The 14589-nt window shown below is 68.5% G+C and carries 14 protein-coding genes; 6 read left to right on the top strand and 8 right to left on the bottom strand.

Annotated features, from left to right (window positions below; translation table 11 throughout):
- Positions 1-11: 11 nt before the first annotated feature.
- Entirely contained in the window at positions 12-1247 is a 1236-nt protein-coding gene (gene glgC, locus ACK4SC_RS01045) for a glucose-1-phosphate adenylyltransferase (protein ID WP_409614016.1), read from the bottom strand.
- Positions 1248-1294: 47 nt separating this feature from the next.
- Between glgC and glgA the strand changes: the two genes are divergently transcribed.
- The 3 genes from glgA to ACK4SC_RS01030 all read left to right on the top strand — a co-directional run bounded on the left by glgA (position 1295) and on the right by ACK4SC_RS01030 (position 3637).
- Complete coding sequence (glgA, locus tag ACK4SC_RS01040; protein WP_409614014.1) at positions 1295-2476, top strand: glycogen synthase; 1182 nt, start codon at positions 1295-1297, stop codon at positions 2474-2476.
- Positions 2477-2505: 29 nt separating this feature from the next.
- The gene (locus ACK4SC_RS01035; protein WP_409614012.1) at positions 2506-3288 is read left to right on the top strand and encodes an ABC transporter ATP-binding protein; all 783 of its coding nucleotides are present in this window, start codon (positions 2506-2508) and stop codon (positions 3286-3288) included.
- Between the two features lie 100 nt (positions 3289-3388).
- Positions 3389-3637: a type B 50S ribosomal protein L31 gene (locus ACK4SC_RS01030; RefSeq protein WP_096421480.1), complete on the top strand. Its 249-nt coding sequence runs from the start codon at positions 3389-3391 to the stop codon at positions 3635-3637.
- 73 nt (positions 3638-3710) lie between these two features.
- Here ACK4SC_RS01030 and ACK4SC_RS01025 read toward each other — a convergent pair whose 3' ends face one another.
- Complete coding sequence (locus ACK4SC_RS01025) at positions 3711-4406, bottom strand: 3'-5' exonuclease (protein WP_409614010.1); 696 nt, start codon at positions 4404-4406, stop codon at positions 3711-3713.
- A gap of 9 nt (positions 4407-4415) precedes the next feature.
- Positions 4416-6143: a maltose alpha-D-glucosyltransferase gene (gene treS, locus ACK4SC_RS01020; protein ID WP_409614008.1), complete on the bottom strand. Its 1728-nt coding sequence runs from the start codon at positions 6141-6143 to the stop codon at positions 4416-4418.
- Positions 6144-6239: 96 nt separating this feature from the next.
- Here treS and ACK4SC_RS01015 point away from each other — a divergent pair, with 96 nt between their 5' ends.
- Complete coding sequence (locus ACK4SC_RS01015) at positions 6240-7124, top strand: alpha/beta fold hydrolase (protein ID WP_409614007.1); 885 nt, start codon at positions 6240-6242, stop codon at positions 7122-7124.
- Complete coding sequence (locus tag ACK4SC_RS01010; protein ID WP_409614005.1) at positions 7121-8212, top strand: glycosyltransferase family 4 protein; 1092 nt, start codon at positions 7121-7123, stop codon at positions 8210-8212. Before ACK4SC_RS01015 ends, ACK4SC_RS01010 begins: the two co-directional genes overlap by 4 nt.
- On the opposite strand, the gene ACK4SC_RS01005 is transcribed toward ACK4SC_RS01010, so the two are convergent.
- The 3 genes from ACK4SC_RS01005 to ACK4SC_RS00995 are packed head-to-tail and all read right to left on the bottom strand — an operon-like array spanning position 8209 to position 10235.
- The gene (locus ACK4SC_RS01005; RefSeq protein WP_409614004.1) at positions 8209-8697 is read right to left on the bottom strand and encodes a YbaK/EbsC family protein; all 489 of its coding nucleotides are present in this window, start codon (positions 8695-8697) and stop codon (positions 8209-8211) included. The genes ACK4SC_RS01010 and ACK4SC_RS01005 overlap by 4 nt on opposite strands.
- Positions 8697-9338 (bottom strand): histidine phosphatase family protein, encoded by a 642-nt coding sequence (locus ACK4SC_RS01000; RefSeq protein ID WP_409614002.1) that lies wholly within the window; start codon positions 9336-9338, stop codon positions 8697-8699. The genes ACK4SC_RS01005 and ACK4SC_RS01000 overlap by 1 nt, the downstream gene beginning before the upstream one ends.
- A 39-nt stretch (positions 9339-9377) precedes the next feature.
- Positions 9378-10235, bottom strand: a complete 858-nt coding sequence (locus tag ACK4SC_RS00995) for a Sir2 family NAD-dependent protein deacetylase (protein WP_409614001.1) — start codon at positions 10233-10235, stop codon at positions 9378-9380.
- 87 nt (positions 10236-10322) lie between these two features.
- On the opposite strand from ACK4SC_RS00995, the gene ACK4SC_RS00990 reads away from it, so the two are divergent.
- Complete coding sequence (locus ACK4SC_RS00990) at positions 10323-11123, top strand: TrmH family RNA methyltransferase (RefSeq protein WP_409613999.1); 801 nt, start codon at positions 10323-10325, stop codon at positions 11121-11123.
- On the opposite strand, the gene ACK4SC_RS00985 is transcribed toward ACK4SC_RS00990, so the two are convergent.
- On the bottom strand, positions 11120-13189 hold the full coding sequence (locus ACK4SC_RS00985) for an alpha-galactosidase (RefSeq protein ID WP_409613997.1): 2070 nt from the start codon (positions 13187-13189) through the stop codon (positions 11120-11122). The genes ACK4SC_RS00990 and ACK4SC_RS00985 overlap by 4 nt on opposite strands.
- Before the next feature lie 68 nt (positions 13190-13257).
- Positions 13258-14583: an ABC transporter substrate-binding protein gene (locus tag ACK4SC_RS00980; RefSeq protein ID WP_409613995.1), complete on the bottom strand. Its 1326-nt coding sequence runs from the start codon at positions 14581-14583 to the stop codon at positions 13258-13260.
- Positions 14584-14589 lie beyond the last annotated feature (6 nt).

Below are 14589 nucleotides of genomic sequence, written 5' to 3'. Positions count from 1 at the left end.
GCGGGCGGGGACTACGCGACGGTCTGGCCCTTGCCAACCACCACGATTCCGGTCTCGGTCACCGTGAACCCGCGGGCTCGGTCGGCGGCGTGATCGACGCCCACCTGCGCTCCGGGGGCGACGACGACCTCCTTGTCGAGAATAGTGCGCTGTACGACTGCTCCTGCGCCGATCTGTGCCTTTTCGAACACGATGGAGTCGACGATGCGGGCCGACTCGGCGACGACACCCGATCCAAGCACGCTGCGCTCGATGTGGCTGCCGGAGAGGACGGAGCCAAGCGACACGATCGAGTCGATGACGGCGCCCACGTCACCGTTTGCGTCGCGAACGAACTTGGCGGGGGGAAGGTTCAACTGCTGCGTGAAAATCGGCCATTCGGCGTTGTACAGATTGAACACCGGCAGGGCCGAGATGAGGTCCTGATGGGCGTCAAAGAATGACTCGATCGTTCCGACGTCACGCCAGTAGTACTTGTCGCGGTCGGTCGAGCCCGGAACATCGTTGCGGTTGAGGTCGTACACGTACGCCTCGCCGCGGTCGACGAAGGCGGGGACGATGTCGCCGCCCATGTCGTGGTTTGAGTTGTCGAGCTCGGCGTCGCGCGTCACGGCGTCGATCAGCACGTCAGCGTCGAACACATAGTTGCCCATCGAGGCGAGAATCTCGTGCGGAGAGTCCGCGAGTCCGAGCGCGTCGGTGGGCTTCTCACGGAACGCGGCGATGCGCTGCGGATTTGCCGGGTCGGTCTCGATGACGCCGAACTGATCGGCCAAGGCGATCGGCTGACGGATTCCCGCGACGGTCACCCCGGCGCCGTTGTCGATGTGGGCGTCGATCATCTGCCGGAAGTCCATGCGGTAGACGTGGTCGGCGCCGACCACCACGACGATGTCGGGCTTCTCGTCACGAATCAGGTTGAGGCTTTGAAAGATCGCGTCGGCCGAGCCCGAGAACCATCGCTTGCCGACCCGCTGCTGGGCGGGAACCGACGCAACGTAGGCGTTCAACATGCCGCTGAGCCGCCATGTCTGTGAGACGTGGCGGTCGAGAGAGTGGCTCTTGTACTGCGTCAGCACGACGACCTGGCGCAAACCCGAGTTGATGAGGTTGGACAGCGCGAAGTCGATGAGGCGATAACCCCCGGCAAACGGCACCGCAGGCTTCGCCCGGTCAGCCGTCAGGGGCATCAGGCGCTTTCCTTCGCCGCCAGCGAGCACGATTCCGAAGATCTTGGGAGAGGCCATGACACCCACAGTAGGCGAGCGGTGGGCACCGTACTAGGGTCATCCGCATGCGCGTCGACGTCATTTCTCGTGAGTATCCGCCGGAGGTCTATGGAGGGGCTGGTGTGCACGTCGCCGAGTTGGTGCGTGCTCTGCGCCAGCGCATCGACGTGCGGGTGCGCTGCTTCGGTCAGCCGCGGCAGGAGGCCGACACACACGCCTACCTCGTGCCCGGCGCACTGTCGAGCGCGAATCCCGCACTCGCGACCCTGGGCGTCGACCTGGCCATCGCCGAAGACGTCGACGGCGCCGATCTTGTGCACTCGCACACGTGGTATGCGAACGCGGCGGGGCACTTGGCCCAGCTGCTGCACGACGTGCCTCACGTCGTCACGGCCCACAGCCTCGAGCCGCTGCGGCCATGGAAGGCCGAGCAGCTCGGTGGCGGATACCGCGTCTCGCGCTGGATCGAGAAGACCGCGTTCGAGTCGGCCGACGCCGTCATCGCCGTCAGCGACGGGATGCGCCGCGACATTCTGCGCTGCTACCCCGAGCTCGACGAGCAGAAGGTCACGACCATTCACAACGGAATCGACCTCGAGCGCTGGCAGCGCACGATCGATCACGAGGCCGTGCGTGGTCTCGGCATCGACCCCGACCGCCCCACTGTGGCATTCGTGGGGCGCATCACCCGTCAGAAGGGCCTGCCGTACCTGCTCGAAGCGGCCCGCCGCCTGCCGAAGGACGTGCAGCTTGTGCTGTGCGCCGGTGCTCCGGACACGCCCGAGATCCTTCGCGAGGTGCAGAACGGCGTTGCCGCGCTCCAGACGGAGCGCACGGGCGTCGTCTGGATCGAGAGGATGCTCGCCCCGCGCGAGCTCGCGGCCGTACTGTCACACGCCACCGCGTTCGTGTGCCCCAGCGTCTATGAGCCGCTCGGCATCGTGAACCTCGAGGCGATGGCCTGCGGGGTGGCGGTCGTCGGCACCAACACCGGCGGTATTCCCGAGGTCGTCGACGACGGGGTTACGGGTCGCCTGGTGCCGATCGATCAGGTCAATGACGGCACCGGTACGCCGCTCGATCCCGAGCGCTTCGTGGGCGACCTGGCGCGCATCCTGGAAGAGGTCGTGATGGATCCCTCACGGGCACACGCGATGGGTGAAGCCGGTCGACGTCGCGCCGAAGAGATGTTCTCGTGGGATCGGATCGCCGAACGCACCGACGCGCTCTACCGCAGCCTCGTGTGAGTGAGCAGGTGCCCTAGGCTGGTGGCACCATGGCGCGTGTTCTCGACTTCGACGATGTTTCTCTGACGCGGGGCGACACCCGCATTCTCGACGGCGTGCACTGGCAGGTCGAGGACGATCAGCGCTGGGTCGTGCTGGGCCCGAACGGCGCCGGAAAGACGACGCTGCTGCAGCTCGCCGCCTCGCACCTGCACCCGTCGCACGGCCACGTGCGCGTGCTCGACGAGGAACTCGGGCACAGCGACGTGCGCGAGTTGCGCCCGCGCATCGGCTTCGCGTCGACGGCGCTCGCCCGCCAGTTGCCGGCCGACGAACGTGTGCTCGACGTCGTCATGACCGCCGCGCACTCGGTGACGGGCCGCTGGAACGAGGAGTACGAAGAGGTCGACGAGCGGCGCGCGCGTCGCGTGCTGCGCGAGTGGAAGCTTGACGAGTTCGCCGAGCGCACGTTCGGCACCCTGAGCGACGGCGAGCAGAAGCGCGTGCAAATCGCGCGGTCGATCATGACCGACCCCGAGCTTCTGCTGCTCGATGAGCCGGCCGCAAGCCTCGACCTCGGGGCCCGCGAGGAACTCGTGCAGTTGCTGGGTGCGTACGCCTCCGAGCCGAGCTCGCCGGCGATGGTCATGGTGACCCACCATGTGGAAGAGATTCCCGCCGGCTTCACCCACGCACTGCTTCTCGCACACGGCCGCGTAGTTGCTGAGGGTGCTCTCGACGAGGTTCTTACCGGCGACCGACTCAGCGAGGCTTTCGGCCTCGGGCTGAACGTATGGCGCGACGGCGACCGCTTCGTGGCGCGCGCTTCCTGAGCGTTTTCGCTCTGCTAGACTCGTGTGTCGGCCCAACGGCCGTATACGCGTGCCCCGAATCCGGGGAAATCCACCTCCGACAACATCCAAGGACCAACGAATGAAGGCTGACATCCACCCCGACTACGCGCCCGTGGTGTTCCGCGACCTGGCGTCGGGCGAGACCTACCTCACCCGTTCGACGGTCACGAGCGACAAGACGATCGAGCTCGACGGCGTGACCTACCCCGTCATCGATGTCGAAATCTCGGCCGCCTCGCACCCGTTCTACACGGGCAAGCAGCGCATCATGGACTCGGCCGGTCGCGTCGAGAAGTTCAACAAGCGCTTCAAGAACTTCGGCGGCTAAGCCTCCGATTCAACACGACAATGGCCCCGCTTCGGCGGGGCCATTGGTCGTTTCGGGGAAGGCGCGATTCGCGCTATGAGGAGTGCCGCAGCGGCCAGCCGCGATCGGCGGTGAAATTCTGGTCTTTGGATGCGCGCATCCATGATTCGAAGCTGTCGGCCTGCTGCTGGTGCCACACGGCCTGCTGCGCGTGGAGTTCGGTGAGGGTGCCCGGCAGATCGTCGGCCCACCGCTCAATGATCGCGCGAGCGACGTGGCCGGCCCCGATCGCATCGACGCTGGCGTCGTGTGCGCCGTCGAGGGTGACGCCGTAGTGAGCGCTGACCGCCTCGAGGGTGCGCTTACCCTTTCGGTACCGGTCGACGGCCTTATCGATCACGAGGGGATCGATCACGAGCGGTGGAGGGATGAACGGACCCGCGTGGTGACGCTTCGCCTCGTGCCTCAGCAGGGTCAAGTCATAGGGCGCGTTGTAGACAACGAGCGGCAGGCCATCGGCAGAGCGCGCGGCGATTTCGTCAACGATCTCGCGCACGACGGTGGCCGCGGGGCGCCCCTCGGCCCGCGCTCGCTCGGTGGTGACACCGTGGATCGCTGAAGCGCCCGCGGGAATCTCAACCCCCGGGTCGGCAAGCCACGATCGGCTGGAAACGAGGGTGCCGTCGACACCGAGCACACCGACAAACGCCGTCACGATACGTGCGGTCGCGACGTCAACTCCCGTCGTCTCGAGGTCGAAGACGGCGAGCGCCGGGGGAGTCAGGCTCATGCGCGGAGGCTACTCGGCGCCACCGACACCGGCCGGACGTTCGATGTGCAGCCAGAAGAAGCTCTGGGTACCCATCGTGACCGTGACCGTGCCGTCTGCGGTGACGGAGGGGAACTGTGCACCACCGAACAGGTCGAAGAGCTCGGCGTTCGCGTCGTCTGCTCCCAGGCGGATCGTCGCCGACGTGGGGTTGTGGGCGAACGAGAACACGCACAGGACGCGTTCGGGTCGATCACCCATCGGGCCACCGGAACCCTCGTACTCGCGCACGAAGGCCAGCACCGACTCGTTGTCGGTCTCCAACACGCGCATGGAGCCCAGGCCGAAGGCGGGATGCGCCTTGCGCACGTGAATGACGTTGCGAATCCAGTGCAGCAGCGAGCGCGGCTGAGCCAGCTGCGTTTCGACGTTGATCTGGTTGTAGTGGAACACGAGCGACTGCACGACCGGGAGGTAAAGCTTGCCGGGATCGGCGTGAGAGAAGCCCGCGTTGCGGTCGGGCGTCCACTGCATGGGGGTACGCGAGCTGTCGCGGTCGGGCAACCAGATGTTGTCGCCCATGCCGATCTCATCGCCGTAGTACAGGAACGGGCTGCCATTCAGGCTGAACAGCAGCGCGTGCGCGAGTTCGAGTTCGGCGCGCGAGTTGTCGAGCAGCGGCGCAAGCCGCCGACGAATACCGATGTTCGCGCGCATCCGCGGGTCGTAGGCGTACCAGCCATACATGGCCTGGCGGTACTCCTCGCTGACCATCTCCAGGGTGAGCTCGTCGTGGTTGCGCAAGAACACGCCCCACGCTGAGCCCTCCGGCGCGTGGGTCTCTTCCGACAGCTGACGCTGCAGCTCGGTGGCTTGCTGGCTGCGCAGCGCGTAGAAAATGCGCGGCATGACGGGAAAGTCGAAGGCCATGTGGCACTCGGGCTCGTCGTCGGTGCCGAAGAATTCGACAACCTCGTGCGGCCACTGGTTGGCCTCGGCGATGAGCACCCGGCCGGGGTACTCGGTGTCGACCATCTTTCGCAGCTTTTTAATGAACTCGTGCGTTTCGGGTTCGCTCTCGCCCGTGCCGCCGTCCGACTCGTACAGGTAAGGGATCGCGTCGAGTCGGAACCCGTCGACGCCGAGGTCGGCCCAGAACCGCACGACGTCGAAGATCTCGTCGTGCACCTTCGGGTTGTCGAAGTTCAGGTCGGGCTGGTGGGAGAAGAACCGGTGCCAGTAGAACTGGCGGCGCTCGGCATCGAACGCCCAGTTCGACTCCTCCGTGTCGACGAAGATGATGCGCACATCTTCGTACTTCTCGTCGGTGTCACTCCAGACGTAGTAGTCGCCGTATGGACCCTCGGGGTCGCTGCGCGAGGCCTGGAACCAGGGGTGCTGGTCGGAGGTGTGGTTGATGACGAGGTCGATCACGATGCGCATGTTGCGCTCGTGGGCCTTCGTCACGAGCTCGCGGAACTCGTCGATCGTGCCGAACTCGGGCAGGATCGCGCGGTAGTCGCTGACGTCGTACCCACCGTCGCGCAGGGGCGACTGGAAGAACGGCGGCAACCAGAGCGCGTCGACCCCCAGCCACTGCAGATAGTCGAGCTTGGAGATAAGCCCGGCAAGATCGCCCGTGCCGTCGCCGTTGGAGTCGACGAACGACCGCACCATCACCTCGTAGAACACGCTGCGGCGGTGCCAGTGCGGGTCGAGAGTGAGGCCGGGCAGGGTGATGGGTGCGGTGAAGTTCACTGCGCTCCTCGAGACGGCTATCGGTGCGGGCGCTTCCCACTGTAGACGGCACCGCCCGCCCGGCTAAACGGCCCGCCGCACCTAGACTGGGCGGCGATGAGCACCTCCGCCCCGCACGCCGCGCTGCTCGCCGCCATCCCGCGCCGCGAGCGCGTGATTGAGGTGCTGGGTAGCCGCACGCGCCTCGTCGAATACGGGCCGAGTGACGCCGCGACGACCGTGGTCGTGGTGCACGGCTTCCGCGGCGATCACCACGGGCTCGAACCGGTGGTGGCGCGCCTTCCTCACCTGCGCATCCTCGCCCCCGATCTGCCGGGCTTTGGAGCATCGACGCCGTTTCCGGATCGTCCCCACGACATCGACGGCTACGCGGCGTGGCTCAATGCACTCGTGGCGGCCGAGGGCCTCACCGGCGAAGCGGTGCTGCTCGGTCACTCGTTTGGCACGATCGTCGTGAGCGCGGCCGTTGCCCTGGGTATGCCAACACCGTCGGTGATCCTGGTCAACCCCATCGGGGCCCCCGCCCTATCGGGCCCCCGCGGCGTTCTGACGCGCGCCGCCATCGGCTTCTATCGCCTGGGCGCTGCCCTGCCCGAGCGCGCCGGATTCGCCGTATTGCGCAGCAGGGTGGTGACCCGCGTGATGAGCGTGTCGATGGCGAAAACCGGCGACAAAGACTTGCGGCGCTGGATTCATGCCGAACACGACCGCTACTTCTCGGGGTTTGCGAACCGCGACATGCTGCTCGAGGCGTTCCGAGCATCCGTGTCGCATGACGTGTCGGAGTACGCAGAGCGCGTGACCCCGCGCACGCTGCTGGTCGCCGCGACGCTCGACGACATCACTCCGATCGAGGCGCAGCGCCGCCTCGTCACCCTCTTTCCGGATGCGCGGCTCGTCGAAATCGCGGACGTCGGCCACCTCATTCACTACGAGAAGCCGGTCGAGGCGGCGGGGGCGATCACGGAGTTTCTCGCGTGAGGGTCGCCGTCGACTGCCGCTACACGCGGCTCGAGCGGCACGACGGCATCAGCCGGTTCACCGCCTCGCTCACGGCGGCGCTCGCGCGGCGTCTCGGCCCCGACGATGAACTCGTCATGCTGATCAGCGACGAGCGGCAGCTGTCGATGCTGCCCACGCTGCCGCACGCAGTGATCTCGAGCCCAACGAGCGCGCGGGAGCCATTCGTTGCCCGGCAGGTGAACCGCCTGAAGCCTGACGTCGTGTTCAGCCCCATGCAGACGATGGGGTCGTTTGGGCGCCGCTACCCGCTTGTGCTCACCGTGCACGACCTCATCTACTACACGCACCGCACGCCGCCGCGCGACCTTCCCGCTCCCGTGCGCCTGCTCTGGCGGCTGTATCACCTGGCGTGGTGGCCGCAGCGGCTACTGCTGAATCGCGCGGATGCTGTCGTGACGGTCTCCGAGACCACGCGCGCCCTCATCGCGCGGCACCGGCTGACGTCGCGACCCGTCACGGTGGTGCCCAACGCCGCTGAGGTGCCGCCTGCTCGCGAGCGCACGCGGCCGGACGGCATCGAGCTCGTCTACATGGGTTCGTTCATGCCGTACAAGGGCGTCGACACCCTCGTCGATGCGCTGCACCACCTGCCGGGTGCGCGCCTGCACCTACTCAGTCGCATTCCGGCGGGCGAGCGCGAGCGGCTGACCCAGGCAGCACCCGCCGGCTCGCTCGTCATTCACGACGGGGTCGACGATGCCGAGTACGCGGCGCTGCTCGATCGGGCGACGGCTCTCGTGCACGCCTCCCGTGAGGAGGGCTTCGGCATCCCCCTCGTCGAGGCGATGGGGCGCGGTACCCCCATCGTCGTCGCTGACACCCCGATTTTCCGCGAAATCGGCGGCGAGACAGCGCTCTACTTCGGCGTTGACGACACCGACGCTCTCGCTTCCGCCGTCCGTCGACTGATCGAACCGGGGGAGTGGGAGCGTCGCAGCGCCGCCGCCCCCGGCGAGGCCGCCCGCTTCGACTGGGATGCGAGTGCCGCAGTGCTCGCCGAACTGCTGCGCGCCCTGGCCGCGCAGGTCAGACGCGCGGATCGCTAGGACGCGACGGACGCGACGCGCCCGCCCGACCATAAGACCAACTGGTCGAACGTGAGCGGGAAGTTGTCGTACGCGCTGCCGGCGGCAGCCCAGAGCACCGGGAATCGGTCAAACGCGTCGTCGATGAGTGTCGGCACCGGGTGGGGATGACCGATCGGCGGCACGCCCCCGATCGAGAAGCCGGTCGCCTGCTTGACGGTGCGGGCGTCGGCCTTCTCGATCCGCGCATCCAGGACGGTCGCGAGCAGCTCAAGGTCGGCGCGACGGTCGCCGGGGACGAGCACGAGCACGGGCTCGTGGACTGCGGAACCGTCTGACCCCTCGCGCACGGCGACGAAGACGAGCGACTTCACGATCGCGCCCACCTCGACTCCGAGGGCCGCGGCCGCATCGGCGGCGGTGTGCGTCGAGTCGGGCATCCGGTGGATGTCGAGCGCGAGGTGTTCGGTCGCCGCGCGGAAGCGTTCGACTCCGGACGGCGCCACTAGCGCGCCCCGCCGTCGGACTCGCGGTGCGCGAGCGGGTTCTGCTCGTCGTAGTCGTCGGCGTACGGGAAGATCGACTGCTCGTCGAGCGGGTCGTCGAACAGCACCAGTTCGAGTCCACCGTCGGCGTGCTGGAACGAGTGGATCGAGCCGTTCGTGATCGGCTCGCGGTGGTGCCCCGGCGCGACGGTCTCGAGCACGCTGCGAATGACCCCGCCGTGCGCGACGACGATGATCGCTTCGCCGGGGTGTGCCGCAGCCAGGCGGTGCAGGCCGTCGATGACGCGCTCAGCGACCGCCTCGCGGGTCTCGCGGCCGGGAACATCGGTGCCCTCGGGGAAGCGCGCGTCGAGATCAGCGCCTGTGAGCCCTTCAGCCTCGCCGTAGTTGCGCTCCACAAACGCCGGCTCGTGCTCGACGGGCCCGATTCCGGCCTCGCGGGCGATGATTTCGGCCGTCTCGGATGCACGGGACAGCGGAGAGGCAACGATCCGGCTCCAGGCACGGCCAGCGAGCAACCGGCCAGCGGCCGCAGCCTGCTCGCGGCCGGTGTCGTTCAGCGGAATGTCGGTGGCGCCCTGAATGCGGCGGGCGCGGTTCCAGTCGGTCTCACCGTGGCGCACGAGCGCGAAGACGGTCATCGGTCCCTTCCGTGCGGGGCCGGATTTCGGCCGCGCTGGTCAGGGCAGGAGCGCGTCGCGGAGGAGGGCGAGCGTCTCGGAAGTGCCCGCATCGATCTTAACGGCGGCCCGCGCATCGGCCTTCGTGACCCCACGATTGACGATGACGGTCGGAATGCGCTTCTTCTGCGCGAGCCCGACGAGGCGGATGCCCGAGTTGACGACGAGGGATGACCCGAGCACGACGAGCGCGTCGGCGCGCGCCACGATCGTGCGCGCCTCCTCGAACTTGACCGGTGGCACGAACTCGCCGAAGAACACGATGTCGGGCTTCAGGGTGCCACCGCAGACGGTGCACTCGGGCACTTCGAAGCGGGACACGTCGTCGACCTCAGCGTCGCCGTCGGGGTTGATGCGGCTGGCGACTGACTCGTCGAACCAGGGGTTCAGCAGCTGGATGCGGTCGGCGATCGCATCGCGCGAGAACGCCTGCCCGCAGTGCAGACACACGACGCGGTCCATCGAGCCGTGCAGGTCGACGACGCGCTGAGACCCCGCGCGCACGTGCAGCCCGTCGACGTTCTGGGTGACCACGCCGGTGACGAGACCCGCCTGTTCGAGCTCGGCGAGCATCCGATGCCCGGTGTTGGGGCGGGAGGTTGCGAACCGTGACCAGCCGAGGTGGCTGCCCGCCCAGTAGCGCTTGCGGTAGGGCTCGTCGGCGAGAAACTGGCTGAAGGTCATCGGCGTGCGCACCGGCGCGCCCGCGCCCCGATAGTCGGGGATGCCCGAATCAGTGCTGATGCCGGCGCCCGTCAACACCGCGAGACGGCGGCCCTTCAGCAGCTCAGCGGCACGCGCCAGCTCGCCAAGCGCCTCATCGCCAAGGGCGAGGGCGGGGGCTGCGGTGCTCGTCACGGGCGGTCTCCGATTCGCGGTGCTGTCGCCACAGTAAACGCTCACGGTTTCCGATATGTTTCCGAGGGCTTTGAGGGAGGCAATTCCGTGCAGATTCGCGAGTTCGAGACGCTCGACGACCCGGCGCTCGACGACTACGCCCGGCTGACCGACGTGGCGTTGCGCCGGGCGATCGAGCCCGAGGGCGGACTGTACCTGGCCGAGTCACTCACCGTCATCGGTCGTGCCCTGGCGGCGGGACACCAGCCGCGCAGCGTGCTGACGAGCGCGCGCTGGCTGCCCGAGCTCGAGGCGCTGCTCGCGGGCCACGATGTGCCCGTGTACGTCGGCACACCCGCCCTTCTGGAGGAGCTGACCGGGTTCCACCTGCACCGGGGGGCGCTCGCGAGCATGCACCGGCCGCAGCTTCCCGATCCCGCCGAGCTGCTGCGCGGCGCACGCCGCGTCGTCGTCATCGAGAACGTCGTCGACCACACCAACATCGGCGCAATCTTCCGCTCGGTGGCGGGCCTCGGCGCCGACGCCGTCTTCGTGACGGCCGACGCGGCCGACCCGCTGTACCGGCGCAGCGTGCGGGTGTCGATGGGCACGGTGCTGCAGGTGCCGTGGACGCGCCTTCCCGAATGGGATGCGGCACGCACCCTCTTCACGGACGCCGGCTTCCAGCTCGCGGCCCTCGCGCTCGCCGACGACGCCGTGGGGTTGCGCGAGTACGCGGCCTCGGCACCCGAGCGGGTGGCCGTCGTCGTGGGCTCGGAGGGAGATGGGCTATCGCGGCGAGCGCTGGCCGCGGCCGACACAGTGGTGACGATCCCCATGGGGCACGGGGTCGACTCGCTCAACGTGGCCGCTGCGGCGGCCGTTGCCCTGTACGCGCTGCAGGTCTAGCTGGCGGCGACCGCGGTCGCGCGCAGCAGAATCGCCTGCTCGGGGGCGAGTAGGGGCACGGGAACCCCGAACTCGGCGAACGCGCGGCCCGTAATGTCGATCGACACTGCCTGCCACCACGCCGGAGGGGCGTCCTGCACCACGTGCGCTGGTGCGCCGAGCGCGACGGGTTCGAGGCGATACACGCGGCCGGCGTCGAGGCCCGGCAGTCGCAGGCGCGGGGGCGTCGCTGTGGGGGACGCGGTGAGCTGGATCAGCGCGATGAGGGCGTCGCGTGCATCCGCGCTGACGACCGCGTGCACGAGCCGGTTGTCGCCCGCCTCGTCGGTGCGGACGGTGCGGCCCCCGTGGAGCAGCGGGCGCAGTTCGCGGTAGAGCGCCGCCCAGGCGGCGAGCTGCTCGCGCTCGGCGTCGGAGGCGCGGGTGAGATCCCACTCGATGCCGGCGTGGCCGAACAGAGCCGTGATGAGGCGCAGCGACAGGTCGTGCGTGCGACCCGTGATGTGGGCGCGGTCGGAGCCGACGTGGCCGCCGAGCAACTCGGGCGGCATGAGGATGCTCGTGTAGCGCTGAATGGCCTGGCGCTCGAGCGCGTCGTTCGTGTCGGAAGTCCAGAAGCGGTGCACGCGGCGAGCGATGCCGAGGTCGATGCGGGCGCCGCCCGAGGCGCACGACTCGATCGCGACGCGCGGGTGCGCGGCGCGCAGCCGGTCGAGCAGCGCATAGAGGGCGCGTGTCTGGGACGCGGCCGACCCGGCGTGCAGCGCACGGTTGTGGTCCCACTTGAGAAAGGCGATGGGGTACTCGGTCAGGAGTGCGTCGAGCGCAGCGAACACGTGGTCGACCGCGCCGTTGGCGGTGAGGTCGAGGGTGTGCTGCCAGCGCCAGCTCGGGGGAACGCTCTGGCCACTGTTGTCGGCCGCCGTGTCAGCGAGTACCCACTCGGGGTGGGCACGGGCGAGCGCGCTGTCGGGGCTGACCATCTCGGGTTCGACCCAGAGGCCGAACTCCATGCCGCGCGCCTGCACCTGGGCAATGAGCGGGTGCAAGCCGTCTGGCCAGCGCTCGCGGTCGACGGTCCAGTCGCCGAGAGCGCGCTTGTCGTCGGTGCGGCCAGTGAACCAGCCGTCGTCGAGCACAAAGCGCTCAACACCGACCTCTGCCGCCGCGTCAACGAGGGGCGTCAGTCGCTCGAGCGACTGCTCGAAGTACACGGCCTCCCAGGTGTTCAGCACGAGCGGGCGCGACGCCGCGGGAGTGAGGCGCCGCACGAACGGGTGGAAGCGGTCGCTCAGCCCGTCGAGCCCCGCGCGTGAATACGTCACGACGGTGTCTGGGGCGGTGTACGTCTCGCCGGGCGCGATCACGAGCTCGCCCGGTTCGAGCAGCTCGCCGGCAATGAGGCGTCGGTCGCCGGTGGCGAGGCTGTCGAGTCCGGTGACGCTGTTGCCGCTCCACGCGTGGTGCAGCGCCCACACCTCGCCGTGGCGGAAGCCGAAACCGGGGGTGCCGGCAACGGTCAGGAACGGGCTGTCGTGTCCGGGGCGACCCTGGCGTTGCTCGCGCAGCATCAGGCCGTCTCGGACTGCTCCGCGCTGAGGGCGTCGCTCGTAGGCCCAGAGGCCGGTGAAGTCGAGGAGCTCGCTCGCTCGAGCGGGAACGGGAACGGCCGCGGCTAGGCGCGTCAGCTCGACCGGCTCGGCGCCCGCGTGCGCGGTGAGCGCGATCGTGACCACGCCCTCGGAGCTGAGGGCGAGCATCCATTCGATCGTCGCGACGAGACCGTGGTCATCGCGCGCATCAAGAACAATGCGGATGCTCGAGGCGGCATCCGACGCGACTTCTCGCGTCGCGAAGCGGGTGGCGAATCGCGAAGCAGGGGACGTCGCGCGGCGCAGCACCACGGTCGGCCAGCCGGAAAACCCCTCGGAGGGGTTGGCGACGAGCGACGGAACGACGGCGATGTCGGGGGAGCTGGGTGGGATGGCGGCGGGTGCGGCGAGGGCGGCGAGCGCCTCGTCATCAAGCCCGCCAAGGTCGCCGCCGACGTGAAGCAGCCGGGGCACGCCCGTGCCGCGGGCGTCGAGCAGAACGCTGACACCCGCGGCACGGAGGTGATGGAGTGAGATGGTGCCTACTCCTGGACGGGGATGCTCGCGGCGCGGAGCGCTGCGATGGTCGACTGCTGACCGGCGGTCAGCGCGTCCATGAGCGTACCGGTGCCCGAGATGGCTCCCGAGAAGCCGTCAGCCACGTCGTTGTAGACCTGCGTCATCGTCGGGCCCCACACGAAGTTGGGGTCGACGTTGGTGCCGGCCTCGGCGAAGACCTGGTAGATCTCCTGGCCACCGTAGAACTCGACGCCCTCTGCGAAGACGGGAAGGTTCGCACCCTCGATCGTCGCCGGGTAGATCTGCGCCGTGCGGTTCATGGCCGTCAGCGCGTCGGGGTCGGTGTTCAGCCACAGCGCGAACTGCGCGGCCTCGTACGGGTGGTCCGAGCCCTTCAGCACCGCGGTGGTCGAGCCACCCCAGTTACCGGCAGCGCTCGCGCCCGCCTCCCACTGCGGCATCGGGGCGACGGCCCAGTTGCCGGCGGTGTCGGGAGCACCGCTGAGGATGGTGTTTGCACCCCAGACGGCCGAGACCCAGGTCCAGACCTCGGAGTTGTTGAACGCGGCGTTCCACTCGTCGGTCCACGGCGGGTTGGCCGAAACCAGGTCATCGGCGAGCAGGCCCTGCCAGTACTCGGCAACCTTCAGCGACTCGTCGCCCGTGAGGTTGACCTGCCACTCGTCACCGTCGTTCGAGAACCACTGGCCACCGGTCTGCCACACGAAGCCGGCGAACTGATTGATGTCGCTCTGCGAGAAGTTGGTGATGTAGCCGCCCTCTTCGCGGATCGCCTCGGCCGCGGCGCGGTACTCGTCCCACGTGGTGGGCACGTCGATGCCGGCCTCCTCGAACAGGTCGGCGCGGTAGAACATGGCCATGGGGCCGGTGTCCTGCGGGATCGCGTAGACCGCGTTCTCTTCGCCGAAGGTGACCTGGCTCCAGGTCCAGTCGACGAACTGGCTCTCGGCCTCGAGGATGCCCTCGCAGGCCGCGATGTTCTCGAGACCGTCCTGCACGCGGAAGTTCGGCATGGCGTCGTACTCGATCTGGCCGAGGTCGGGCGCGTTGCCGGCAGCGAGCTGGTTGAAGAAGTTCTGGTACGTGCCACCGTTGCCGTTGGGGCCGGTCTGCACCTCGACCTGGATGTCGGGGTTGCGCTCGTTCCAGATGGCCACCGCTTCATCGATGCCGGGCAGCCAGCTCGTGAACGTGAGGGTGACGGGTCCGTCGCTCGGTGCGCAGTCGCCAGAGGCGCCGTCGCCTCCGGTGCCGGTCGAGCAGGCGGTAAGCGCGAGCGTTGCCGCGGACACGATGGCCCCGGTGCGCGCGATTCGGGAGATCGCCATGCGGGT

It is taken from the genome of Microcella sp. (assembly GCF_046293215.1).
Lineage (GTDB): Bacteria > Actinomycetota > Actinomycetes > Actinomycetales > Microbacteriaceae > Microcella.
Note: the sequence above shows the minus strand (reverse complement) of the source record. Positions and strands in the feature narration are given on the sequence as shown.